Origin of the sequence: Streptomyces sp. NPDC018000 (genome assembly GCF_044328025.1) — a bacterium.
Lineage (GTDB): Bacteria > Actinomycetota > Actinomycetes > Streptomycetales > Streptomycetaceae > Streptomyces.
Genome location: NZ_JBIRGM010000011.1, coordinates 120,315 through 144,037, shown reverse-complemented (window position 1 = coordinate 144,037; position 23,723 = coordinate 120,315). Strand labels below are relative to the sequence as shown.

The window sequence follows — 23,723 nt, the reverse complement described above, 5'->3', positions numbered from 1 at the left end:
GTGCGATTCCCTCACGACCCACACCGCATCGGTCGGTCACTCAGTGTGGAGGACCATCCATCATGGCAAAGGCGCTTCTCGGTTATGTCGGCGGTTCCGACCCGCGACTCCTCGCCGAGATGCGACGGCTCCAGCAGCGCGTCCAGGACCTCGAATCCGAGCTTGTACGGATTCAGGACGAGAACGACGCACTCAACGCCGCCGCCCAGCACCAAGAGTCGCTGCTCGACAGCATCGACATCGACGTTCCTCAGGCGGAACCCGCGCTGACCTGACCGATGGCCCCCAGGGCCGGTCGGGCTGTCCGCGTCAGCCGTCCGAGATCATCACCCGGATCGTCGCCGGATCATTGAAGATCACTGCTCTTGATCTGTCACCACCGTGACATGTCCTTGATCCGTCATGCGCTGCATCAGCAACACCGCACACGCAACACCGCACAAGGCACAAGATGTACAAGGGGCGCTTCGGCGTCCCTTCTTTCTTTTCTGCCGGACCTGTGTGACCCGCGGCGGACGCATGCCCCTTCCCTTACGGTCTGACGTGCCCTGCACCTTCATCAGCGAAACCGAGAGCGAAAGGTAGAGTCCGGCGGCGTGCACCTCAAGGCCCTGACCCTGCGTGGTTTCAAATCGTTCGCCTCCGCCACGACGCTGCGGTTCGAACCCGGTATCACGTGCGTCGTCGGTCCGAATGGGTCGGGCAAGTCCAATGTGGTGGACGCGCTCTCCTGGGTGATGGGGGAGCAGGGGGCAAAATCCTTGCGCGGCGGCAAGATGGAAGACGTGATCTTCGCCGGTACCACCGGGCGGCCGCCGCTCGGGCGGGCGGAAGTATCGCTGACCATCGACAATTCCGACGGCGCACTGCCCATCGAGTACGCCGAAGTGACGATCACTCGGATCATGTTCCGCAACGGCGGCAGCGAATACCAGATCAATGGCGACACCTGCCGGCTCCTGGACATCCAGGAACTCCTCTCCGATTCCGGTATCGGCCGCGAGATGCATGTCATCGTCGGCCAGGGCCGGCTGGACTCCGTACTCCATGCCGACCCGACGGGGCGGCGCGCATTCATCGAGGAAGCCGCGGGTGTGCTCAAGCACCGCAAGCGAAAAGAGAAGGCGCTGCGGAAACTGGACGCGATGGGGGCCAATCTGGCGCGTGTCCAGGACCTGACCGGCGAGCTGCGACGGCAACTGAAGCCTCTGGGCCGGCAGGCGGCCGTGGCACGCCGGGCCGCCGTCATCCAGGCCGACCTGCGCGACGCCAGACTGCGGCTGCTCGCCGACGACCTGGTGCGGCTGCACACCGCGCTGCGCAGTGAGATCGCCGACGAAGCGGCGCTCAAGCAGCGCAGGGAGGCCGCGGAGGCGGAGCTCAAGGCGGCCCTGGCGCGAGAGGCGGAGCTGGAGGACGAGGTACGGCGGCTGACGCCGCGGCTCCAGCGGGCCCAGCAGACCTGGTACGAGCTGTCGCAGCTGGCCGAACGGGTGCGCGGCACGATCTCGCTGGCCGACGCCCGGGTGAAGAGCGCCGGTGCCGCCCCTGAGGAGGAGCGGCGCGGCACGGGGTTCAGGGACCCCGAAAGCATGGAGCGCGAGGCCGCCCGCATTCGTGAGCAGGAGGCGGAGCTGGAAGCCGCACTGGAGGCGGCTGAACACGCGTTGGAGGACACCGCCGCCCATCGCGCCGGTCTGGAACGGGAGTTGGCGGTCGAGGAGCGCAGGCTCAGGGACGCCGCCCGGGCCATCGCGGACCGCCGCGAAGGACTCGCCCGGTTGAACGGACAGGTCAACGCGGCCCGCAGCCGGGCTGGTTCGGCCCAGGCCGAGATCGACCGGCTGGCCGCTTCCCGTGACGAGGCGCAGGAGCGGGCGGTTGCCGCCCAGGAGGAGTACGAACAGCTCAAGGGCGAGGTCGAAAGCCTGGACGCGGACGACGCGGAGCTGGGCGAGCGGCACGACTTTGCCAAGCGGGAACTCGCAGAGGCGGAGGCGGCGCTCTCCGCGGCCCGGGAGGCCGCCACCGCCGCCGAACGGAAGCGGGCGGCGGTCGCGGCCCGCCATGAGGCACTTGCCCTCGGCCTGCGCCGCAAGGACGGCACCGGTGTGCTGCTCGGCGCGCGAGACCGTCTGTCGGGCCTGCTCGGCCCGGCCGCGGAACTCCTGACGGTGGCCCCGGGGTACGAGGTGGCGGTGGCGGCGGCACTGGGCACGGCGGCGGACGCGGTCGCGGTGACGGACCCGGCCACGGCAGCGGAAGCGATCCGACTGCTGCGCAAGCAGGACGCGGGGCGCGCGGCGCTGCTGTCGGGCAGGGTGTGGGGCGGGGTGCCTGATCACGGTGGTGCTGGTGGCGACTCGAGTGCCGGTGCGGCCGATGTGGCCGGAGCGCCCGCCGGAGGACCGCCCGCAGTGGCCGACCTCGTCCGTGGGCCCGTCGAACTGGTGGGCGCCGTACGGAGGCTGCTGCGGGACATGGTGGTCGTCGGCACCCTGGAGGATGCCGAGGATCTCGTCGCTGTACACCCGGAACTGACGGCCGTGACCGCCGAGGGGGACATCCTGTCGGCCCACTTCGCGCACGGCGGTTCCGCCGGGGCGCCGACCCTCCTCGAAGTGCAGGCATCGGTGGACGAGGCCGCCGCCCAGTTGGAGGAACTGGCCGTGCAGTGCGCGGAGTTGACCGATGCCCAGCGGCTCGCCGGGGAGAGGCGCAGCGCGAGCGCCGGGCTGGTCGAGGAGGTGGGGGAGCGGCGCCGGGCCGCCGAGCGGGAGAAGTCCGGGGTGGCCCAGCAGCTCGGGCGGCTCGCCGGGCAGGCCCGTGGCGCCGTGGGCGAGGCCGAGCGGATGACCGCGTCCGCCGCCCGTGCCCAGGAGGCGCTGGAGCGGGCGACGCAGGAGGCCGAGGAACTGGCCGAGCGGCTGCTCGTCGCCGAGGAGACACCGGTCGAGGAGGAGCCGGACACCTCTGTACGCGACCGGCTCGCCGCCGACGGTGCCAACGCCCGCCAGACCGAGATGGAGGCCCGCCTCCAGGTGCGTACCCATGAGGAGAGGGTGAAGGGTCTCGCGGGCCGCGCGGACTCCCTCGACCGGGGCGCCCGCGCCGAACGCGAGGCCCGTGCCCGCGCCGAGCAGCGCCGCGCCAGACTGCGGCACGAGGCGGCGGTGGCCTCCGCCGTCGCGTCCGGCGCCCGTCAGCTGCTGGCCCATGTCGAGGTGTCCGTTGTACGGGCCGAGCAGGAGCGGGTCGCGGCCGAGGCGGCGAAGGCGGAGCGGGAGCGGGAGCTGGCGGCCGAGCGCACCCGGGGCCGCGAGCTCAAGAACGAGCTGGACAAGCTCACGGACTCCGTCCACCGCGGCGAGGTACTCGGTGCCGAGAAGCGGCTGCGGATAGAGCAGCTGGAGGCGAAGGCGCTGGAGGAGCTGGGCGTCGAGCCGGCCGGGCTGGCCGCCGAGTACGGCCCCGACCAGCTCGTACCGCCGTCACAGGCCGCCGAGGGCGAGGAGCTGCCTCAGGACCCGGAGCACCCGCGCAACCAGCCGAAGCCGTTCGTGAGGGCCGAGCAGGAGAAGCGGCTGAAGTCGGCCGAACGGGCGTATCAGCAACTTGGAAAGGTGAATCCGCTCGCCCTGGAGGAGTTCTCGGCGCTGGAGGAGCGCCACAAGTTCCTCTCCGAGCAGCTCGAAGACCTGAAGAAGACCCGGGCCGATCTGATTCAGGTGATCAAGGAAGTCGACCACCGGGTCGAGCAGGTGTTCACCGAGGCGTACCGGGACACCGCCCGTGAGTTCGAGGGGGTCTTCGCGCGGCTCTTTCCGGGCGGCGAGGGACGGCTCGTCCTCACCGACCCCGACAACATGCTCGCGACCGGTGTGGACGTCGAGGCCCGGCCGCCCGGCAAGAAGGTCAAGCGGCTCTCGCTGTTGTCCGGCGGGGAACGCTCGCTCACGGCGGTGGCGTTGCTGGTCTCGATCTTCAAGGCCAGGCCGAGTCCGTTCTATGTGATGGACGAGGTCGAGGCGGCGCTCGACGACACCAATCTGCAGCGGCTGATCCGGATCATGGAGGAGCTCCAGGAAAGCTCTCAGCTGATCGTGATCACGCACCAGAAGCGGACGATGGAGGTCGCCGACGCGCTGTACGGCGTTTCGATGCAGGGCGACGGCGTTTCCAAGGTGATCAGCCAGCGGCTCCGCTGATCCCTTTACTCAATCTTCAACACTCCTATGACCTTTTTGGGTACTTTGAGTAGAGATCTGCTGAATATGCCATTTTGACTTCGAAACTTGAACGCATATTCTCTGCGAAGTCGTCTTTAACGTTCATGTGGTGACAGTTGAGAAGTTATGCGCCACTTGGAAGAGCTCGCTCCCCCCACAAGAGCTCGCCCCCCACACCTGACGACGTGGCCAGGCATCAGGAGTACAAGTGACCAGCACAGCGCAGGGACCGGCGTCCGGAGCCCGGGAGGCCCATCCGGACCACCTCGGCCATGTCATCTTCATCACGGCAGCCGCTGCGATGGGTGGCTTCCTGTTCGGCTACGACAGTTCCGTCATCAACGGTGCCGTCGAGGCGATCCGCAGCCGGTACGACATCGGCTCGGCGACGCTCGCCCAGGTCATCGCCATCGCCCTGATCGGCTGTGCGATCGGCGCGGCCACGGCGGGGCGCATCGCCGACCGCATCGGCCGTATCCGCTGCATGCAGATCGCCTCCGTGCTCTTCACCATCAGCGCCGTCGGTTCCGCGCTCCCGTTCGCGCTCTGGGACCTGGCGATGTGGCGCATCATCGGCGGCTTCGCCATTGGCATGGCCTCGGTGATCGGCCCGGCGTACATCGCCGAGGTCTCGCCGCCCGCCTACCGCGGCCGGCTCGGCGCCTTCCAGCAGGCGGCGATCGTCATCGGCATCGCCGTCTCCCAACTGGTCAACTACGGGATTCTGCAGCTCGCCGGCGGAGATCAGCGCGGCAAGATCGGCGGCCTCGAGGCCTGGCAGTGGATGCTCGGCGTGATGGTCGTCCCCGCCATCCTGTACGGGCTTCTGTCGTTCGCGATCCCCGAGTCGCCGCGGTTCCTGATCTCGGTAGGCAAGAAGGACCGGGCCCGGCGGATCCTCGAGGAGGTCGAGGGCAAGAACGTCGACCTCGACGTCCGGGTGGCCGAGATCGAGACCGCCATGCGCCGTGAGCACAAGTCCAGGTTCAAGGACCTGCTCGGCGGCCGCTTCGGCCTTCTGCCGATCGTCTGGGTCGGTATCGGCCTGTCGGTCTTCCAGCAGCTCGTCGGCATCAACGTGGCGTTCTACTACTCGGCGACGCTGTGGCAGTCCGTCGGCATCAACCCGTCCGACTCGTTCCTCTACTCGTTCACCACGTCGATCATCAACATCGTCGGTACCGTGATCGCGATGGTGCTGGTGGACCGGGTGGGGCGCAAGCCGCTCGCACTGGTCGGCTCCACCGGCATGGCCGTCGCCCTCGCCTGCGAGGCATGGGCCTTCTCCGCCCACCTGGTCGACGGCAAGCTGCCCCACACCCAGGGCGTCGTGGCGCTCGCCGCGGCCCATGCGTTCGTGCTCTTCTTCGCCCTGTCGTGGGGTGTCGTGGTCTGGGTCTTCCTCGGTGAGATGTTCCCGAACAGGATCCGCGCCGCCGCGCTCGGCGTCGCCGCGTCCGCACAGTGGATCGCCAACTGGGCGATCACCGCAAGCTTCCCGAGCCTGTCCGACTGGAACCTGTCGGGCACCTACATCATCTACGCGTGCTTCGCCGCGCTCTCGATCCCCTTCGTGCTCAAGTTCGTGAAGGAGACCAAGGGCAAGGCGTTGGAGGAGATGGGCTGAGACCGACCGGCCCTCTCCTCGACAACGCGATGCCCCGGCCCGCACCCGCGCGCCGGGGCAGTTCCTTGCGGGCCGGGTCAGCGTGCGACCGCCTCGCAGAACAGCCGCAGACTGCGCCACCCCTCCTCGACCGGCATCCCCCCGCACAGCGGATGCAGCACCAGGCTGTCCGGTTCCCCGGCCTGCCCGGCGCACTCGTCCGGCGTGATGACCCGGTAGACCCCCTCGTCCCGCAGCTCCGCCACCGTCGTCGCCGCCGAACGCACGGCCGAGCGGATGTCCTTGGACTGCCAGGAGGCGTACGTACGAGCCTCGTGCAGGAAGTGCTCGCCGTACTCCGCCCAGGTCCGGTCCGGGTCCTCCGACACATGCAGCAGCGGCGTCTCGGCGGACGGCATCATGCAGAAGCCGTCCGTCCCGAATTCCGCACGCCGCTGGTGGTAGTAGGCCTCCAGCTCCGGCAGATGCGCGCTCGGGAAGAACGGCAGCCCGAACCGGGCCGCCCGCCGCGCCGCCGCCCGCGAGCTGCCGCCCACCAGCAGCAGCGGATGCGGCTGGGTGTACGGGCGTGGCGTGACCCGGACCCTGCGGCCCCGGAACGGGAACGGCTCTCCGGTCCACGCCTGCAGCAACGTTTCCAGAAGCTCGTCCTGGAGCCGCCCGCGCCTGCCCCATTCGACGCCCGCCTGTTCGTATTCCTCGGGCCGGTAGCCGATCCCCGCCACCGTGACGAGCCGGCCCGCGCTCAGCAGGTCCAGGACCGCGATGTCCTCGGCCAGCCGCAACGGGTCGTGCAGCGGGCCGATGATCGCCGAGACGGTGACCGCGATCCGGCGGGTGGCGCCGAAGACCGAGCCCGCGAAGACGAAGGGGGAGGGGAGCCAGGAGTTGGCGGCGCCGTGGTGTTCCTCGGTCTGCACTGTGTCGACGCCGTGCTCGTCGGCGTACGCGGCCATCTCCAGCGCGGCGCGGTACCGGGCCGAGAGCGACTCGGGGGTGGCATCGGGATCGACGAGATTGAACCGGACCACTGTGAAGGCCATGACACTCGTCCCCTTCGTCGGGCGGACTCGGCGAGGCGGGACATTAGCTGACGTAGTGTCAGAAGTGTAGGGGTGTGACGAATCCGATCCGCGCCGAAAGCGGGGGTCGGGCCCGGCCTGTGTGCTCGCTGTCGGGAACGGGTTCGAGGTCACGGGTCTCCGCGCGCGGGATCGCACCCTTACCGCCAAAAGGTGCATAACGCCCATGGGGGTGCGGGGATGATCCTTCGGGGCATCCCCCCGCGGGTGGACGTGACCGATACTGGGTGGGTTATGGAATTCGTCATCCTTGCTGTAGTCATCGCCCTGGTCGCGGTCGGCATGATCAGCGGGCTCGTGGTCAGCAGCCGCAAGAAGAAGCAGCTGCCCCCGGCGCCGTCGAGCACGCCGACCATCACTCCTCCCGCCGAGCCCCATGTCGGCGAGGAAGCCGAGACGCCGCGCGAGGAACCGCGCCGCACCATCGAGGAGGCCGGTCCCCCTCCGGTCGAGGCTCCCGCCGAGGAAGCCCCCGAGGCCGTCGAGCCGGAGGCGCCCGCCGCCCCCGCCATCGAGGTGCCCGAGCCCACCGCGGGCCGTCTGGTGCGGCTGCGTGCCCGGCTCGCCCGCTCGCAGAACTCCCTCGGCAAGGGGCTGCTCACGCTCCTGTCCCGCGACAACCTCGACGAGGAGACCTGGGAGGAGATCGAGGACACCCTCCTCACTGCCGACGTCGGCGTCGCACCTACCCAGGAACTGGTGGAGCGGCTCCGTGAACGCGTCCGCGTTCTCGGCACCCGTACCCCCGAAGGGCTGCGCTCGCTGCTGCGCGAGGAGCTCCTCACCCTGCTCGGCACCGACTTCGACCGCGCGGTCAAGACGGAGAGCGGTGTCGACACCCCCGGCATCGTGATGGTCGTCGGCGTCAACGGAACCGGCAAGACCACCACCACCGGCAAACTGGCCCGGGTGCTCGTCGCCGACGGCCGAAGCGTCGTGCTCGGTGCGGCCGACACCTTCCGGGCCGCCGCCGCCGACCAGCTGCAGACCTGGGGGGAGCGCGTCGGCGCCCGCACCGTGCGCGGCCCCGAGGGCGGAGACCCGGCGTCGATCGCCTTCGACGCGGTGAAGGAAGGGATTGCCGAGGGCGCCGATGTCGTCCTCATCGACACCGCGGGACGGCTGCACACCAAGACCGGGCTCATGGACGAGCTCGGCAAGGTCAAGCGCGTCGTCGAGAAGCACGGACCGCTCGACGAGATCCTGCTCGTCCTCGACGCCACGACCGGACAGAACGGTCTGGTGCAGGCCCGGGTGTTCGCCGAGGTCGTCGACATCACCGGCATCGCGCTCACCAAGCTGGACGGCACCGCCAAGGGCGGCATCGTCATCGCCGTCCAGCGTGAACTGGGCGTACCGGTGAAGCTGGTCGGTCTCGGCGAGGGGCCGGACGACCTGGCTCCGTTCGAGCCGGAGGCGTTCGTGGACGCCCTGATCGGAGACTGAGCCCCGCGCACACGCATCGGAGACCGAGCCCCGCGCATACGCAACAGAGCCCGACCGCATGATGCAACTGCGGTCGGGCTCTTCGCGCGGAAGCGGGGGCGGCTCAGCCGTACAGGGGTGCGCGATGGCAGCGCATACGCAACAGAGCCCGACCGCATGATGCAACTGCGGTCGGGCTCTTCGCGCGGAAGCGGGAGCGGCTCAGCCGCACAGGGGTGCGCGATGGCAGCTGTACGCCAGCGTGCCCAGCAGCAGCCGCGCCTCTGGCGGCGCGGCCGCCGTGTCCAGTACCGGCGGGCGCAGCCACCGGACCGGGCCCAGGCCGCCCTCGTCGGACGGAGGGGCGGTGATGTGGCAGCCGGGCCCCAGCGCTCGCAGATCCAGACCCGCGTCGTCCCAGCCCATCCGGTACAGCAGCCGCGGAAGCTCGGCGGCGGCCCCCGGGGCCACGAAGAACTGCACCCGCCCGCCCGGCGTCACCGCGACCGGGCCGAGCGGCAGCCCCATCCGCTCCATGCGGACCAGGGCCCGGCGCCCGGACGCTTCGGCGACGTCGAGGATGTCGAAGGTCCGGCCCACCGGAAGCAGCATCGCGGCGCCCGGCACCCGGGCCCAGGCGTCCGCCGCCGCGTCGAGCGTGGCACCCGCGGGAACCTCGGGGGCGGAGTCCAGCGGATGGGCGCCGGGGGAGGGGCACATGGCCTCGCCGCACGAGCAGCGGCCGGCTGCGACCCGCGCTCCCGGCGCGACGGCCCAGCCCCACAGTCCTGTGTACTCGGCCACTGCCGTGCACTCGGCCGAACGGCCGCGGCGCCGTGAGCCGGTGCGCATCTCGCGGATGCCGCCGATCGTGAAGCCCATGCCCCCTCCAACGTGTCCGACTCGTGGGTGGTTACGACGTGGAGTGCAATCGTGACGCTCCGTCGGTCCTGTCGATCCGTGACGCGCCAGTGCGCTCGCGGTCGTGCGGCATGGCCCACGCGCCCCGTCGTGCATCACCGCGTTCGCTGCTGATCGTCCTGTGTCAAGTGAATCGCGCCCGGCGGTGGTGGCGTTCATTCGAAGGGGTGGCGAATGGTGGCGTTTCTCCAATCGCCCTCGCGGAGTGAGTGATCGTAGGATTACCGTCGGTACGCGAGCCGTGCAAGTATGTGCGCCCATGGGTATGCCAGAGGCAATCCGATTTCCTGTTCGATCGTGCACAACCTCCGTATGGGCGGCATCGGATCAGGGCAATCCGACAGTGGTTCGCGCGACAGTATTCAGCGGGATGGGGGCGTTCCAGTGAGTGGCAGTGGCGCAGGCGATACGAATGCCGGTAAGCGCCCCAACGAGCAATTGGGCTCATGGTTCGTGCGCAGCGGCTGGTCGAAGGGCGAGCTGGCGCGGCAGGTGAACCGCCGGGCGCGCCAGATGGGCGCCCACCACATCAGCACCGACACCTCCCGGGTGCGGCGCTGGCTGGACGGTGAACAGCCGCGCGAGCCGATCCCGCGCATCCTCTCCGAGCTGTTCTCGGAGCGCTTCGGCTCCGTCGTCGCCATCGAGGACCTCGGGCTGCGCTCCGCGCACCAGTCACTGTCCGTGTCCGGCGTCGACCTGCCCTGGGCGGGCCCGCAGACCGTCGCCCTGCTCAGCGAGTTCTCCCGCAGCGATCTCATGCTCGCCCGCCGAGGATTCCTCGGCTCCTCGCTCGCGCTCGCCGCAGGACCCGCCCTGATCGAGCCCATGCAGCGCTGGCTGGCGCCCGTCACCACCACCGGACCTCCGCAGCCGGACTCGGCCGCCGCGGCCCGTCGGCCCTCCCGGCTCTCCGGCCCCGAGCTCGACCTGCTGGAGTCCACCACCGCGATGTTCCGCCAGTGGGACGCGCAGTGCGGCGGCGGACTGCGCCGCAAGGCCGTCGTCGGACAACTCCACGAGGTCACCGACCTGCTGCAGGAACCGCAGCCGGCGGCCACGGCCAAGCGGCTCTTCCGCTGCGCGGCCGAACTGGCGGAGCTGGCGGGCTGGATGAGCTACGACGTCGGCCTCCAGCCCGCCGCCCAGAAGTACTTCGTCCTCGCGCTGCACGCCTCGAAAGAGGCCGGTGACAAACCGCTCGGTTCGTATGTTCTGTCCAGCATGAGCCGCCAGATGATCCACCTCGGACGGCCCGACGACGCCCTCGAACTGATCCATCTCGCGCAGTACGGCAGCCGGGACTGCGCCACTCCGCGCACCCAGGCCATGCTGTATGCGCTGGAGGCTCGCGCGTACGCCAACATGGGCCAGCCGAGCAAGTGCAAACGAGCTGTCCGGATGGCCGAGGACACCTTCCTCGACGTCGGGATCGACGGCGAGCCCGAGCCCGACTGGATCCGCTTCTTCTCGAAGGCCGAGCTCAATGGCGAGAACTCCCACTCGTACCGCGACCTCGCCTATGTCGCGGGCCGCAGCCCCACGTACGCCGCGCTCGCCGAACCCCTCATGAGGGAGGCCGTCCGGCTCTTCGGCGAGGACCACGAGCACCAGCGGTCGTACGCACTCAATCTGATCGGCCTCGCCACCGTGCACCTCCTCCAGCGCGAGCCCGAACAGTCCACGGTGCTGGCCGAGAAGGCGCTGCGGGTCGCCAAGAAGATCCGCTCCGAGCGCGTCAACAACCGGCTCCGCAAGACCGTCGACACCGCCGCCAGGGACTTCGGAGACATTCCCGAAGTGGCCAGGCTCACCGATCTCCTCACCGAGCAGCTGCCCGAGTCCGCAGAAGCGGTCTGAGCCGCACCCCGGGCCCCGGCCACGGCAACCACCCCGAACAGACCGACTTCGGCTCCCCCGATTGCCAGGTCAGCGGGTGGTCGGCGTGGCCGGTTCGCGTTGCCTCTCCCGTACGGAAGAGTCGTCACCGCACCGTGTGCGGTTCCGGCCGCAGAGCAGTCCCAACCCCGGATACGCCACGGCCGGTTCATTGGGACGTAACACACCGAACCTTTTGTCACTGCCGCGAAACACCGTGCGGCATCGGCGGAAACCGTGCTGGGCGAATCTCATGGCGCATAACCGGCCCGCACCTTTTTCCAGTGGTCCCGCACGTGGTCCAGCTCTTTTCGCCTGCACGCGGCCGCACCGACGACGAGGAGACGCCGATGTCCCCAGGTATTACGACGCCAGTCGCAGCCGCCCCGACGCTGTCTGCCGCCAACACCGGGTTCATGCTCATCTGCTCTGCCCTGGTGATGCTCATGACCCCGGGCCTGGCCTTCTTCTACGGCGGCATGGTCCGCGTCAAGAGCACCCTCAACATGCTGATGATGAGCTTCATCAGCCTCGGGATCGTCACGATCCTGTGGGTGCTCTACGGATTCAGCCTCGCCTTCGGCTCCGACATCGGCTCCGTCATCGGCTGGAGTTCGGACTACGCCGGTCTCAGCGGGATCGGTATCACCCAGCTCTGGGACGGCTACACGATCCCCGTCTACGTCTTCGCCGCATTCCAGCTGATGTTCGCCGTCATCACCCCCGCACTGATCAGTGGCGCCCTCGCCGACCGGGTGAAGTTCACCTCCTGGGCCCTGTTCATCACGCTCTGGGCCACCGTTGTCTACTTCCCCGTCGCCCACTGGGTCTGGGGCGCGGGCGGCTGGCTCTTCGAACTCGGTGTCATCGACTTCGCCGGTGGTACGGCCGTCCACATCAACGCAGGTGCCGCGGCGCTCGGCGTGATCCTCGTCATCGGCAAGCGCATCGGCTTCAAGAAGGACCCCATGCGGCCGCACAGCCTGCCGCTCGTCATGCTCGGCGCCGGCCTGCTGTGGTTCGGCTGGTTCGGCTTCAACGCCGGCTCGTGGCTCGGCAACGACGACGGCGTCGGCGCGGTGATGTTCGTCAACACACAGGTCGCCACCGCTGCCGCGATGCTCGCCTGGCTCGGTTACGAGAAGCTCCGCCACGGCTCCTTCACCACCCTCGGTGCGGCCTCCGGCGCTGTCGCCGGTCTCGTCGCCATCACACCGTCCGGCGGTGCGGTCAGCCCGCTCGGCGCCATCGCGGTCGGCGCCATCGCCGGTGTCCTGTGCGCCATGGCCGTCGGCCTGAAGTACAAGTTCGGCTACGACGACTCCCTGGACGTCGTCGGCGTCCACCTCGTCGGCGGCGTCGTCGGTTCCCTCCTCGTCGGCCTCTTCGCCACCGGCGGCGTCCAGTCCAAGGCGCAGGGCCTCTTCTACGGCGGCGGCCTCGACCAGCTCGGCAAGCAGGCCGCCGGTGTCTTCGCCGTCCTCGCGTACTCTCTGGTCGTCTCCGCGATCCTCGCCTTCCTCCTGGACAGGACGATCGGCATGCGTGTCGTGGAGGACGACGAGATCTCCGGCATCGACCAGACCGAACACGCCGAGACCGCGTACGACTTCAGCGGAGCGGGCGGCGGCGCGGCCCCGCGCACGGCCTTGACTACGGCACCGGGCACGACGGCAGCACCGCAGACGAAGAAGGTGGACGCATGAAGCTCATCACCGCAGTCGTGAAGCCACACCGGCTCGACGAGATCAAGGAGGCCCTCCAGAACTTCGGCATCCAGGGCCTCACGGTCACGGAAGCCAGCGGATACGGGCGTCAGCGCGGCCACACCGAGGTCTACCGGGGCGCCGAGTACACCGTCGACCTCGTCCCCAAGATCCGCATCGAGGTCCTTGTCGAGGACGAGGACTCCGAAGAGCTCATCGACGTTGTCGTGAAGGCCGCCCGAACCGGCAAGATCGGCGACGGCAAGGTCTGGAGCGTGCCGGTCGACACCGCGGTTCGCGTACGAACGGGCGAACGCGGCCCGGACGCACTCTGAACCGACGGTCCCGAAACGAAAGGCAGCCGGGTGATGAGCACCGAATCCGAAGACTCGGAACCCGGCGGCTACGCGGCGGCCCGGCTGAGCCTCCTCCGGGGGACGGCGCAGTCCGGACCGCCGCGCCGTGCGGCCCTCGCATCGCTCACCGACGACTGGCTCACCGCGCTGTTCACCGCCGCGGCCGAACAGACCGGCGTCCACGGCGCCGCCCTCGTCGCCGTCGGCGGCTACGGCCGCGGCGAACTCTCCCCGCGCAGCGACCTCGACCTTCTGCTCCTGCACGACGGCAACGCCGACACCGGAGCCCTCGCCTCCCTCGCCGACCGCGTCTGGTACCCGGTCTGGGACCTCGGCCTCGCCCTCGACCACTCCGTACGCACCCCCGCCGAAGCCCGCAGGGCGGCCGGCGAGGACCTCAAGGTCCAACTCGGACTGCTCGACGCCCGACCCGTTGCCGGAGACCTCGGACCCGTCGCCGCGATGCGCACCGCGATCCTCGCCGACTGGCGCAATCAGGCTCCCAAACGCCTCCCCGCCCTCGACGAGCTCTGCCGCGAACGCGCCGAACGCCAGGGCGAACTCCAGTTCCTCCTCGAACCCGACCTCAAGGAGGCCCGCGGCGGACTGCGCGACGCCACCGCCCTGCGCGCCGTCGCCGCATCCTGGGTCGCCGACGCCCCCCGCGAAGGCCTCGCCGAGGCCCGCCGCATCCTCCTCGACGCCCGCGACGCCCTCCACCTCACCACCGGCCGCGCCACCGACCGCCTCGCCCTCCAGGAACAGGACCAGGTCGCCACCGCCCTCGGCCTCCTCGACGCGGACGCCCTGCTCCGCCAGGTGTACGAGGCCGCCCGCACCGTCTCGTACGCAACCGACGTCACCTGGCGCGAGGTCAACCGCGTCCTGCGCGCCCGCTCGGCGCGCCCCCGTCTCCGCTCGATTCTCGGTGCCGGCAGGAGCGGCGCCACCGAACGCACCCCGCTTGCCGAGGGCGTCGTCGAGGCCGACGGCGAAGTGATCCTCGCCCGCTCCGCCCGCCCCGAACGCGACCCCGTGCTCGTACTGCGCGCCGCCGCAGCGGCCGCCCAGTCCGAACTCCCGCTCTCCCGTCACGTCGTACGTCACCTCGCCGCCGCCGCGCGCCCGCTGCCGGTGCCATGGCCCGCCGAGGCCCGTGAAGAACTCGTCACCCTCCTCGGTGCGGGCGAGGCCACCGTCCCCGTCTGGGAAGCACTCGAAGCCGAAGGACTGATCACTCGGCTGCTCCCCGACTGGGAACGCGTCCGCTGCCGCCCCCAACGCAACCCCGTCCACACCTGGACAGTCGACCGCCATCTCGTCGAAGCCGCCGTCCGCGCCTCCTCCCTCACCCGCCGCGTCGGCCGCCCCGACCTCCTCCTCGTCGCCGCACTCCTGCACGACATCGGCAAGGGCTGGCCCGGCGACCACTCCGTCGCCGGTGAGGTCATCGCCCGCGACATGGCCGCCAGGATCGGCTTCGACCGGCACGACGTGGGCGTCATCGCCACCCTCGTACGCCATCATCTGCTGCTCATCGAGACCGCCACCCGGCGCGACCTCGACGACCCGGCGGCAATCCGCTCCGTCGCCACCGCGGTCGGCACCACCTCCATCCTGGAGCTCCTGCACGCCCTCACCGAGGCCGACGCACTCGCCACCGGGCCCGCCGCATGGTCCACCTGGCGCGCCTCCCTCGTCGCCGACCTCGTCGAACGCGTCGCCGCCGTGCTCGCCGGCCAGGCCCCAAAGGAACAAGAAGCCGCCGCGCCCAGTGCCGAACAGGAACGCCTCGCCATCGAGGCCCTGCGCACCGGCGAACCCGTCCTCGCCCTGCACGCCCAGGCCGAGACCCCGAACGAGGACGACGCACCGGAACCCGTCGGCGTCGAACTCCTCATCGCTCTGCCCGACCGCCCCGGCGTCCTGCCCGCAACGGCGGGCGTCCTCGCCCTGCACCGCCTCACCGTGCGAGCAGCCGATCTGCGGGCCGTGGAACTCCCCGCCGAGCTCGGCGAGGGCGATGCCGCCGGCCTGCTACTGCTCAGCTGGCGGGTCGCGGCCGAGTACGGCTCTTTGCCCCAGCCCACCCGCCTGCGCGCCGACCTCGTACGCGCCCTGGACGGCTCCCTGGACATCCGCGCCCGCCTCGCCGAACGCGAGGCCGCGTACCCGAGGCGGCGCGGGGTGAAGGCCCCACCGCCGAGGGTGACGGTCGCGGCGGCCGGCTCACAGCTGGCGACGGTGATCGAGGTACGGGCCCAGGACGCCCCGGGACTGCTGCACCGGATCGGCCGGGCGCTGGAGCAGTGCGAGGTCCGGGTGCGCAGCGCGCATGTGTCGACGCTGGGGGCGAACGCGGTGGACGCCTTCTACGTCACGGATACGGACGGTGAGCCGCTGCCCGAGGCGCGGGCGGCGGAGGTGGCCCGGGAGGTCGAGAAGGCGCTGGGCTGAGCGCCGCTGTGCCGTCCACAGGCTTTCGCCGCCGATGAGAACCGGGCGAGGGCTTTGGGATTCCCGGGGGCCGGATACCCTTGGGGACGACTGACCTGCCCCGCCCCCGACCCTGAGGACCGACGAGCGCCGTGTTCGATACTCTCTCCGACCGCCTTAGCGCGACCTTCAAGAACCTCCGGGGCAAGGGCCGCTTGTCCGAGGCGGACATCGACGCCACGGCCCGCGAGATCCGTATCGCCCTGCTCGAGGCGGATGTCGCGCTGCCCGTCGTCCGCGCCTTCATCGCCAACGTCAAGGAGCGGGCGCGCGGCGTCGAGGTCTCCCAGGCGCTGAACCCCGCCCAGCAGGTCGTCAAGATCGTCAACGAGGAGCTGGTAGGCATCCTCGGCGGCGAGACCCGGCGGCTGCGGTTCGCCAAGAACCCGCCCACTGTGATCATGCTCGCGGGTCTCCAGGGTGCCGGTAAGACCACCCTCGCCGGAAAGCTCGGCCTCTGGCTCAAGGGCCAGGGCCACTCCCCGCTGCTCGTCGCCTGTGACCTCCAGCGCCCCAACGCCGTCAACCAGCTCAGCGTCGTCGCCGACCGCGCCGGCGTCGCGGTGTACGCGCCGCAGCCGGGCAACGGCGTCGGTGACCCGGTCCAGGTCGCCAAGGACTCGATCGAGTTCGCGAAGGCCAAGGTCCACGACATCGTCATCGTCGACACCGCCGGCCGCCTCGGTATCGACCAGGAGCTGATGCAGCAGGCCGCGGACATCCGCGACGCCGTCAGTCCCGACGAGATCCTCTTCGTCGTCGACGCGATGATCGGTCAGGACGCGGTCAATACCGCCGAGGCCTTCCGCGACGGCGTCGGCTTCGACGGCGTGGTGCTCTCCAAGCTCGACGGTGACGCCCGTGGTGGTGCGGCCCTGTCGATCGCCCACGTCACGGGCAAGCAGATCATGTTCGCGTCGAACGGTGAGAAGCTCGATGACTTCGACGCCTTCCACCCCGACCGCATGGCGTCCCGCATTCTCGACATGGGTGACCTGCTCACCCTGATCGAGCAGGCGGAGAAGACCTTCAGCCAGGAAGAGGCCGCCAAAATGGCCTCCAAGCTGGCGTCCAGCAAGGGCAAGGACTTCACGCTCGACGACTTCCTGGCGCAGATGGAGCAGGTCAGGAAGATGGGCTCCATCTCCAAGCTGCTCGGGATGCTGCCCGGCATGGGGCAGATCAAGGACCAGATCAACAACATCGACGAGCGCGACGTGGACCGTACCGCCGCGATCATCAAGTCGATGACCCCGAAGGAGCGCGCCGAGCCGACGATCATCAACGGTTCGCGGCGGGCCCGTATCGCCAAGGGCTCCGGCGTCGAGGTCAGTGCCGTGAAGAACCTGGTGGAGCGGTTCTTCGAGGCGCGCAAGATGATGTCGAAGATGGCGCAGGGCGGCGGCATGCCGGGGATGCCCGGGATGCCGGGCATGGGCGGCGGCCCCGGCCGGCAGAAGAAGCAGGTCAAGCAGGCCAAGGGCAAGCGCAAGAGCGGCAACCCGATGAAGCGCAAGGCCGAGGAGCAGGCCGCGGCGGCCCGTCGCGAGCAGGCGGCGGCGCAGGGCGGTGCGTTCGGTCTGCCGGCGCAGGCGGACAAGAACTTCGAGCTGCCGGACGAGTTCAAGAAGTTCATGGGCTGATTGCCTGAAGGCTGATTGCCTGAAGAACATGCGGAAGGGGCGCCCACCGACGGTGGGCGCCCCTTCCGCATGTTCCTGTGCGGCGCGCCGAAGTTCACGAAGGGTTCATCCGTCGGGCCTCGATTCCCCCCTGTGGGCCCACTCGATGGGCCCACAGTGGCCTTTGGGGCGGGTTTTCATCTAATGTCACATTCTCAATGGTGTTTGTAGAGGAGAGCGCGTGACCACCCCCGTACCTCCCCGCGACCGGACCGATCAGCCATGGCGCTCCGAGGGCGCCCCGCCGCCTCCGCCGCCGGGCCGGAAGATGCCGGGGGGCTGGGGCGGACTGCTGCTGACCGCGCTCGCCGTCTATCTGATCACCAATCTGGTGCTGTCCTTCTTCAACGGGACAGGGGAGCCGACGATCGCGTACACGGAGTTCAGCAAGCAGGTCACCTCGGGCAATGTCTCCAAGGTCTACGCCAAGGGCGACACCATCCAGGGACAGCTCAAGAAGGAGGCGAAGGTCCCGGGGAGCGACAAGAAATACACCAAGTTCGTCACTCAGCGGCCTTCCTTCGCGGACGACAACCTCTGGGCCGAACTGGTCAAGGAGGGTGCCACGGTCACCGCGGAGCCCGTCGTCCAGCAGCGCAGCCTTCTCGCCAATCTGCTGATCTCGCTGGCCCCGATGCTGCTGCTCGTCCTGCTCTGGGTGTTCATGGCCCGGCGGATGTCCAAGGGCATGGGCGGCGGCATGGGAGGCTTCGGGCGCAAGGCCCCGCCCAAACCCGTCGAGCTGGAGGGCGGCAAGCGCACCTCCTTCCAGGACGTGGCCGGGATCGACGAGGTCGAGGGCGAGCTCAGCGACGTCGTGGACTTCCTGAAGAACCCGCAGGCGTACCGGAGGATGGGCGCCCGGATGCCCGGGGGAGTGCTCCTCGCGGGACCGCCCGGCACCGGCAAGACACTGCTCGCACGGGCCGTCGCGGGCGAGGCCGGGGTGCCGTTCTTCTCGGCATCGGCCTCCGAATTCATCGAGATGATCGTCGGCGTCGGCGCGAGCCGGGTGCGGGAACTCTTCGCGGAGGCGCGCAAGGTCGCACCCGCCATCATCTTCATCGACGAGATCGACACCATCGGCCGGGCCCGCGGCGGCGGCTCCGGCATGGGCGGCCACGACGAGCGAGAGCAGACGCTCAACCAGATCCTCACCGAGATGGACGGCTTCTCCGGTTCGGAGGGTGTCGTCGTGCTTGCCGCCACCAACCGTGCCGACGTCCTCGACCCGGCCCTCACCCGGCCGGGCCGCTTCGACCGGATCGTTCCGGTCAGCCCGCCGGACAGGGGCGGCCGAGAGGCGATCCTGGAGATCCACACGCGGCAGATCCCGCTCGCCGAGGATGTGAACCTGGCCCAGGTCGCCGGTACGACCCCCGGTATGACCGGCGCCGATCTCGCCAACCTGGCCAATGAGGCCGCGCTGCTCGCCGTCAAGCGCCGGCAGTCCGAGGTCAGCCAGTCCGATCTCTCGGAAGCCCTGGAGAAGGTCCAGCTGGGGGCGGAACGCTCGCTGGTCATGTCGGACGAGGAGCGCCGCAGGACCGCGTACCACGAGAGCGGACACGCCCTGCTCGGCATGCTCCAGCCGGGCGCCGACCCGGTCCGCAAGGTCACCATCGTGCCGCGCGGCCGGGCCCTGGGCGTCACCCTCTCGACGCCGGAGGCCGAGAAGTACTCGTACACCGAGGAGTATCTGCGCGGCCGGATCATCGGCGCGCTCGGCGGTATGGCCGCCGAGCAGGTGGTCTTCGACATGGTCACCACGGGTGCGGAGAACGACCTGGAACAGGTCACCAACCTGGCCCGCGGCATGGTCGGCCGCTGGGGCATGAGCCACAGGGTGGGCAGGCTGACGGCGATTCCGAGTGATGCCCAGCAGGCGTACGGACTCTCGGCGGCCCCCGCGACGCTCGACGCGGTGGACAGCGAGATGCGCCGCATCGTCGACGAGTGCTACGAGGTGGCGTGCCGGCTCCTGCGCGAGAACCGGGACAGGCTGGACTCGCTGGCCGCGGCGCTGCTGGAGAACGAGACGCTGGACGAGGCCGCGGCCTACCGGGCGGCCGGCATCACCCGCCTGGGCAAGTAGCGGCTGCCGCCCGGACGTGACGGTGCGCGAGGCTCACATGGTGCACACGAGATAGCGGAAGACGTTCGGCATCCAGATCGTGCCGTCCAGGCGCCGGTGCGGATGCAGGGCCTTTGCGACCTCCTTCTTCACCTTGTCCCGGTCCGTCGCCCGTACCGCCGCATCGAAGAGACGCGTCGACAGCAGCCCCCGTACCGCACTGTCCATGTCCGCGTACCCGAACGGGCACGCCACCCGGCCCGAGCCGTCCGGATTCAGACCGGCCCGGAACGCCACTACCTCGAGATCGTCCCGGCGCGACGGCCGCCAGCCGCCCGTGCGGGGCGTCCGCGCCCCGCCGAAGAGCCGGTCCGCCACCCGCAGCACCGGCGCCGTCGCACACCGCTCCGGCGGGCCCCACCCGGTCAGTACGACCGTGCTGCCCCGGGCGGCCAGCGGCAGGGCGGACCGCAACGCGTCCACGAGCCCTTCCCCGTCACCGGGCGAGCAGCCGATCGGGGAGAAAGCGGTGAGCAGGTTGTACGGCGCTCCGTCGGCAGGGGCGGCCGTGGACGGATCGCCGTCGAGGAGCCGCGGACACCCGGCCGCCGGTCCGGCGTCGCTCCCCGGATCGGGCAGCAGCCGGGTCCGGGCGAGCGCCAGCCGTTCGGAGTCGGTGTCGACGCCGGTGACGCGCGCCCCGCGTGCGGCCGCGATCAGAAGCGCGAGGCCGGAGCCGCAGCCGAGGGAGAGCAGCCGGGTGCCGGTTCCCACCTCGAGCCGCTCGTACACCGCTTCGTACAGCGGTGCGAGCATCCGCTCCTGGATCTCGGCCCAGTCCCGGGCACGGTCACCCGCGTCCACCGGGGTGGCCGTGCCCGCGTAGCTGTGGTGCCGGACGAGCGTTGGTGTCATGGAAGCGCCCCAATCCGCCGAGAGGTCGGTCGTGTCCGATCGGTCGTGCCCGAGTGGATGCTCCCCCGGTGCGTGTGCGCCCGCTCCCCCGGTATGTCAGAGAACTGCCCGTCCGCGCCCGCGCCCAGCGGTCTGATGGCAATGCTTGTGTGCTCCGGCGATGTTGTGTGCTCCGGTGGTGCGCCCGTGGGGACGGCCCGCGGAAGCAGGGCCCGTCGCCCTGTGTGGTGGGTGGTGTCGCCGTACGATGCGCGCCATGGCAAAGGCACCCGTTCTCACGCCCCAGGCCGAGGACTTTCCCCGCTGGTATCAGGACCTGATCAACAAGGCCGAGCTCGCGGACAACGGTCCGGTGCGCGGCACCATGGTCATCCGGCCGTACGGATACGGACTGTGGGAGCGGATGCAGCAGGAGATGGATGCCCGGATCAAACAGGCGGGCGCCCGGAACGCCTACTTCCCGCTCTTCATCCCCCAGTCTTACCTGACACGCGAAGCCGAGCACGTCGAGGGCTTCGCGCCGGAGCTCGCGATCGTGACCCGCGCCGGTGGAAAAGAGCTCGAAGAGCCCGTGGTGGTGCGGCCGACGTCCGAAACGATCATCAACGAGTACTTCTCGAAGTGGGTGCAGAGCTACCGGGATCTGCCGCTGCTGATCAACCAGTGGGCGAACGTCGTGCGCTGGGAGATGCGCCCCCGGGTCTTTCTCCGTACGACGGAATTCCTCTGGCAGGAGGGCCACACCGCCCATGCCACCTACGAGGAGGCCCGGGAGTACGCGGCGTGCATCCACCGGGACGTCTACGCGGACTTCATGGTCAATGTGCTGGGCATCGATGTGGTCCTCGGCCGCAAGACCCCGGCCGAGCGGTTCGCCGGGGCCGTCAACACCCTGACGCTCGAAGGGATGATGAGGGACGGCAAAGCCCTGCAGATGGGTACGAGCCATGAACTCGGCACCAATTTCGCCAAGGCCTTCCACACCGGTTACCTGTCCAAGGAGGGCAGGCAGGAACTCGTCTGGCAGACCTCGTGGGGCTCGTCGACCCGCATGGTCGGCGGGCTGATCATGGCGCACGGCGACGATCACGGCCTCCGGGTGCCGCCGCGGCTCGCGCCCGTCCAGGCGGTCGTCCTCGCGGTCAAGGAGGACGAAGCGGTGCTGAGCGTGGTCCGGTCCATCGGGGAGCGGCTGCGCGCCGCGGGAATCCGGGCCGAGGTCGACGACCGCACCGACACGCCGTTCGGCCGCCGCGCGGTCGACTGGGAGCTGAAGGGCGTGCCCGTACGGATCGAGGTCGGCCCACGCGATCTGGAGAGCGGCACCGCGATGCTGGCCCGGCGCATCCCGGGCGGGAAGGAGCCGGTTGCGATCGAGGCCCTGTCTGCGCTGCTTCCGGCGGTTCTCGAGGAGGACCAGGCGACGCTGCTGCGGGAGTCCCGGAGCCGGCGCGAGACGTCCACCAGCGAGGTCGCATCCGTCGAGGAGGCCGTGGAGGCGGCGGCCGCGGGCGGCTGGGCGCGTATCGCCTGGTCGGCCCTCGGCCCGGCGGGGGAGGCCAGGCTCGCGGAGCACGGGGTGTCCGTACGGTGTCTGATCGCCGAGGACGGGTCGGTGCCGGACGCGGACGACGCCCCCGGTACTGTCGCCCTGGTGGCCCGCGCCTACTGACGCGGGGCTGCTCGGTACTCCGGCGTACGGTTGCCGCCTACGCGTCCGGGCGTACGGGTCGCTACGTACCACCTTGGTGTGAGCTGTGAGTTTTCTCCGCAGATCTGCGCACCCGCCCTCGTCGGGACGCATCAATGGCAACTGACTGGTACGTGCAAAAATATTTGGGATGGCCCGGAATCGGAACACCGGGGCACTCGCGCTCGTTGTCACGACGTGAGCACGACACCACCTGTACTTGCCGCAGAGCTGGCGCAGGCGTGGGCCGACATTCAGCGGTACCACACCGAGCTGCCGGACCTAGCCGCACCCGAGTCCCTGATCGGAGAGTCCTCGTCCGCCTGTGGCGCCGAGCTCTCCTTCGAACGACTGCTGCACGAGGCAGTCCATGGCATCGCTGCCGCGAGAGGTGTCCGCGACACCTCTCGGGCCGGCCGCTACCACAACCGCCGATTCCTCGCGATCGCCGAGGAGTTGGGCCTCGACCACACCGAGGAGCCCCACCCCAGCAGCGGCTTCTCGCTGGTCACGCTCAATCCCGAGGCCAAACGCAGGTACCGCCCGACGATCGAGCGGCTGCAGCGTGCCCTCAAGGCGCATACGGTCGCCACCGCCGCCGACACCAAGCGTTCCTTCCGCGGCCCGGCCGCCCGGCACGGCTCCTCCGGCGGGGGCGTCCGCGTCAAGGCCGTCTGCGACTGCGGACGCAATGTGCGCGTCGTCCCGTCGGTCCTGGCGCAGGCGCCGATCGTCTGCGGTGGCTGCGGAAAGCCGTTCCGTATCCCGGAAGCCGCGGTCGCGGTGGGGTGACGCGATGCGGTGTGGCACAATGGCTAGCTGTACTCGACAGTCGCATAGGACCCCTCTCTCCTCCGGCTGACGCGTCCATCGGGCACCCGAGTACCGCAACCCCACGTGGCATTTTCGTTGTGCCCAACCACGTCATAGACCAGGAGACACCACTTCCGTGGCAGTCAAGATCAAGCTGAAGCGTCTGGGCAAGATCCGTTCGCCTCACTACCGCATCGTCGTCGCCGACTCCCGCACCCGCCGTGACGGCCGGGCCATCGAGGAGATCGGTCTGTACCACCCGGTGCAGAACCCCTCGCGCATCGAGGTCAACTCGGAGCGTGCGCAGTACTGGCTGTCCGTCGGCGCCCAGCCGACCGAGCCGGTTCTCGCGATCCTGAAGCTCACCGGTGACTGGCAGGCCCACAAGGGTCTCCCGGCCCCCGCGCCGCTGCTGCAGCCGGAGCCCAAGGCTGACAAGCGCGCCCTGTTCGAGGCCCTGACCAAGGACGCCGGCGAGGAGTCCAAGGGCGAGGCCATCACGCAGAAGGCGAAGAAGGCCGACAAGAAGGCGGACGAGGCTGCTGACGCGGCTGCGCCCGCCGAGTCGACCGAGGCCTGAGCATGCTCGAGGAGGCTCTCGAGCACCTCGTGAAGGGCATCGTCGACAACCCCGACGATGTGCAGGTTGCCTCGCGCAACCTGCGCCGTGGGCGCGTACTGGAGGTCCGGGTCCACCCCGACGACCTCGGTAAGGTGATCGGCCGCAATGGCCGCACCGCACGCGCACTGCGTACCGTCGTGGGCGCCATCGGCGGCCGTGGCATCCGCGTCGACCTCGTCGATGTGGATCAGGTTCGCTGACAGAGTT

At 69.8% G+C, this 23,723-nt stretch carries 17 protein-coding genes; 14 read left to right on the top strand and 3 right to left on the bottom strand.

The features are described 5' to 3' along the window. Positions 1–62 precede the first annotated feature (62 nt). The 3 genes from ACH4EW_RS22390 (at position 63) to ACH4EW_RS22380 (ending at position 5,856) form a co-directional block, all read left to right on the top strand. The gene (locus tag ACH4EW_RS22390) at positions 63–275 is read left to right on the top strand and encodes a hypothetical protein (protein WP_018551753.1); all 213 of its coding nucleotides are present in this window, start codon (positions 63–65) and stop codon (positions 273–275) included. A 321-nt stretch (positions 276–596) separates the two neighbouring features. Further along, positions 597–4,208, top strand: coding sequence for a chromosome segregation protein SMC (smc, locus tag ACH4EW_RS22385; RefSeq protein ID WP_398259477.1), 3,612 nt, complete (start codon positions 597–599; stop codon positions 4,206–4,208). 229 nt (positions 4,209–4,437) lie between these two features. Next, complete coding sequence (locus ACH4EW_RS22380) at positions 4,438–5,856, top strand: sugar porter family MFS transporter (RefSeq protein ID WP_398259475.1); 1,419 nt, start codon at positions 4,438–4,440, stop codon at positions 5,854–5,856. A 77-nt stretch (positions 5,857–5,933) separates the two neighbouring features. Here ACH4EW_RS22380 and ACH4EW_RS22375 read toward each other — a convergent pair whose 3' ends face one another. After that, entirely contained in the window at positions 5,934–6,899 is a 966-nt protein-coding gene (locus tag ACH4EW_RS22375; RefSeq protein ID WP_398259473.1) for an LLM class flavin-dependent oxidoreductase, read from the bottom strand. A 273-nt stretch (positions 6,900–7,172) separates the two neighbouring features. Here ACH4EW_RS22375 and ftsY point away from each other — a divergent pair, with 273 nt between their 5' ends. Continuing rightward, positions 7,173–8,384, top strand: a complete 1,212-nt coding sequence (ftsY, locus tag ACH4EW_RS22370; protein ID WP_398259471.1) for a signal recognition particle-docking protein FtsY — start codon at positions 7,173–7,175, stop codon at positions 8,382–8,384. Positions 8,385–8,585: 201 nt separating this feature from the next. On the opposite strand, the gene ACH4EW_RS22365 is transcribed toward ftsY, so the two are convergent. Further along, positions 8,586–9,245 (bottom strand): bifunctional DNA primase/polymerase, encoded by a 660-nt coding sequence (locus tag ACH4EW_RS22365; RefSeq protein WP_398259469.1) that lies wholly within the window; start codon positions 9,243–9,245, stop codon positions 8,586–8,588. A 423-nt stretch (positions 9,246–9,668) separates the two neighbouring features. Here ACH4EW_RS22365 and ACH4EW_RS22360 point away from each other — a divergent pair, with 423 nt between their 5' ends. The 6 genes from ACH4EW_RS22360 to ftsH all read left to right on the top strand — a co-directional run bounded on the left by ACH4EW_RS22360 (position 9,669) and on the right by ftsH (position 19,497). Continuing rightward, positions 9,669–11,144 (top strand): hypothetical protein, encoded by a 1,476-nt coding sequence (locus ACH4EW_RS22360; RefSeq protein ID WP_398259467.1) that lies wholly within the window; start codon positions 9,669–9,671, stop codon positions 11,142–11,144. 368 nt (positions 11,145–11,512) lie between these two features. After that, positions 11,513–12,868: an ammonium transporter gene (locus ACH4EW_RS22355; RefSeq protein ID WP_398259465.1), complete on the top strand. Its 1,356-nt coding sequence runs from the start codon at positions 11,513–11,515 to the stop codon at positions 12,866–12,868. Continuing rightward, a complete protein-coding gene (locus ACH4EW_RS22350; protein WP_398259463.1) occupies positions 12,865–13,203 on the top strand; it encodes a P-II family nitrogen regulator in 339 nt (112 codons plus the stop codon). The genes ACH4EW_RS22355 and ACH4EW_RS22350 overlap by 4 nt, the downstream gene beginning before the upstream one ends. Positions 13,204–13,236: 33 nt before the next feature. After that, positions 13,237–15,681, top strand: coding sequence for a [protein-PII] uridylyltransferase (locus tag ACH4EW_RS22345; protein ID WP_398259461.1), 2,445 nt, complete (start codon positions 13,237–13,239; stop codon positions 15,679–15,681). Between the two features lie 131 nt (positions 15,682–15,812). Beyond that, on the top strand, positions 15,813–17,363 hold the full coding sequence (gene ffh / locus ACH4EW_RS22340) for a signal recognition particle protein (RefSeq protein WP_398259459.1): 1,551 nt from the start codon (positions 15,813–15,815) through the stop codon (positions 17,361–17,363). Between the two features lie 220 nt (positions 17,364–17,583). After that, entirely contained in the window at positions 17,584–19,497 is a 1,914-nt protein-coding gene (ftsH, locus tag ACH4EW_RS22335) for an ATP-dependent zinc metalloprotease FtsH (protein ID WP_398259457.1), read from the top strand. Positions 19,498–19,530: 33 nt separating this feature from the next. Here ftsH and ACH4EW_RS22330 read toward each other — a convergent pair whose 3' ends face one another. Then, positions 19,531–20,391 (bottom strand): class I SAM-dependent methyltransferase, encoded by an 861-nt coding sequence (locus ACH4EW_RS22330; RefSeq protein WP_398259455.1) that lies wholly within the window; start codon positions 20,389–20,391, stop codon positions 19,531–19,533. Between the two features lie 256 nt (positions 20,392–20,647). Between ACH4EW_RS22330 and proS the strand changes: the two genes are divergently transcribed. The 4 genes from proS to ACH4EW_RS22310 all read left to right on the top strand — a co-directional run bounded on the left by proS (position 20,648) and on the right by ACH4EW_RS22310 (position 23,716). After that, a complete protein-coding gene (gene proS / locus ACH4EW_RS22325; RefSeq protein WP_398259453.1) occupies positions 20,648–22,063 on the top strand; it encodes a proline--tRNA ligase in 1,416 nt (471 codons plus the stop codon). 216 nt (positions 22,064–22,279) lie between these two features. Beyond that, entirely contained in the window at positions 22,280–22,873 is a 594-nt protein-coding gene (locus ACH4EW_RS22320) for a hypothetical protein (RefSeq protein WP_398259451.1), read from the top strand. Positions 22,874–23,030: 157 nt separating this feature from the next. Then, positions 23,031–23,474 carry a 30S ribosomal protein S16 gene (rpsP, locus tag ACH4EW_RS22315; protein ID WP_398259449.1) on the top strand — a complete coding sequence of 148 codons (444 nt, stop codon included), beginning with the start codon at positions 23,031–23,033 and terminating at the stop codon, positions 23,472–23,474. A gap of 2 nt (positions 23,475–23,476) precedes the next feature. Continuing rightward, positions 23,477–23,716 carry an RNA-binding protein gene (locus tag ACH4EW_RS22310; protein WP_005311361.1) on the top strand — a complete coding sequence of 80 codons (240 nt, stop codon included), beginning with the start codon at positions 23,477–23,479 and terminating at the stop codon, positions 23,714–23,716. The last annotated feature ends 7 nt before the right edge of the window (positions 23,717–23,723 follow it).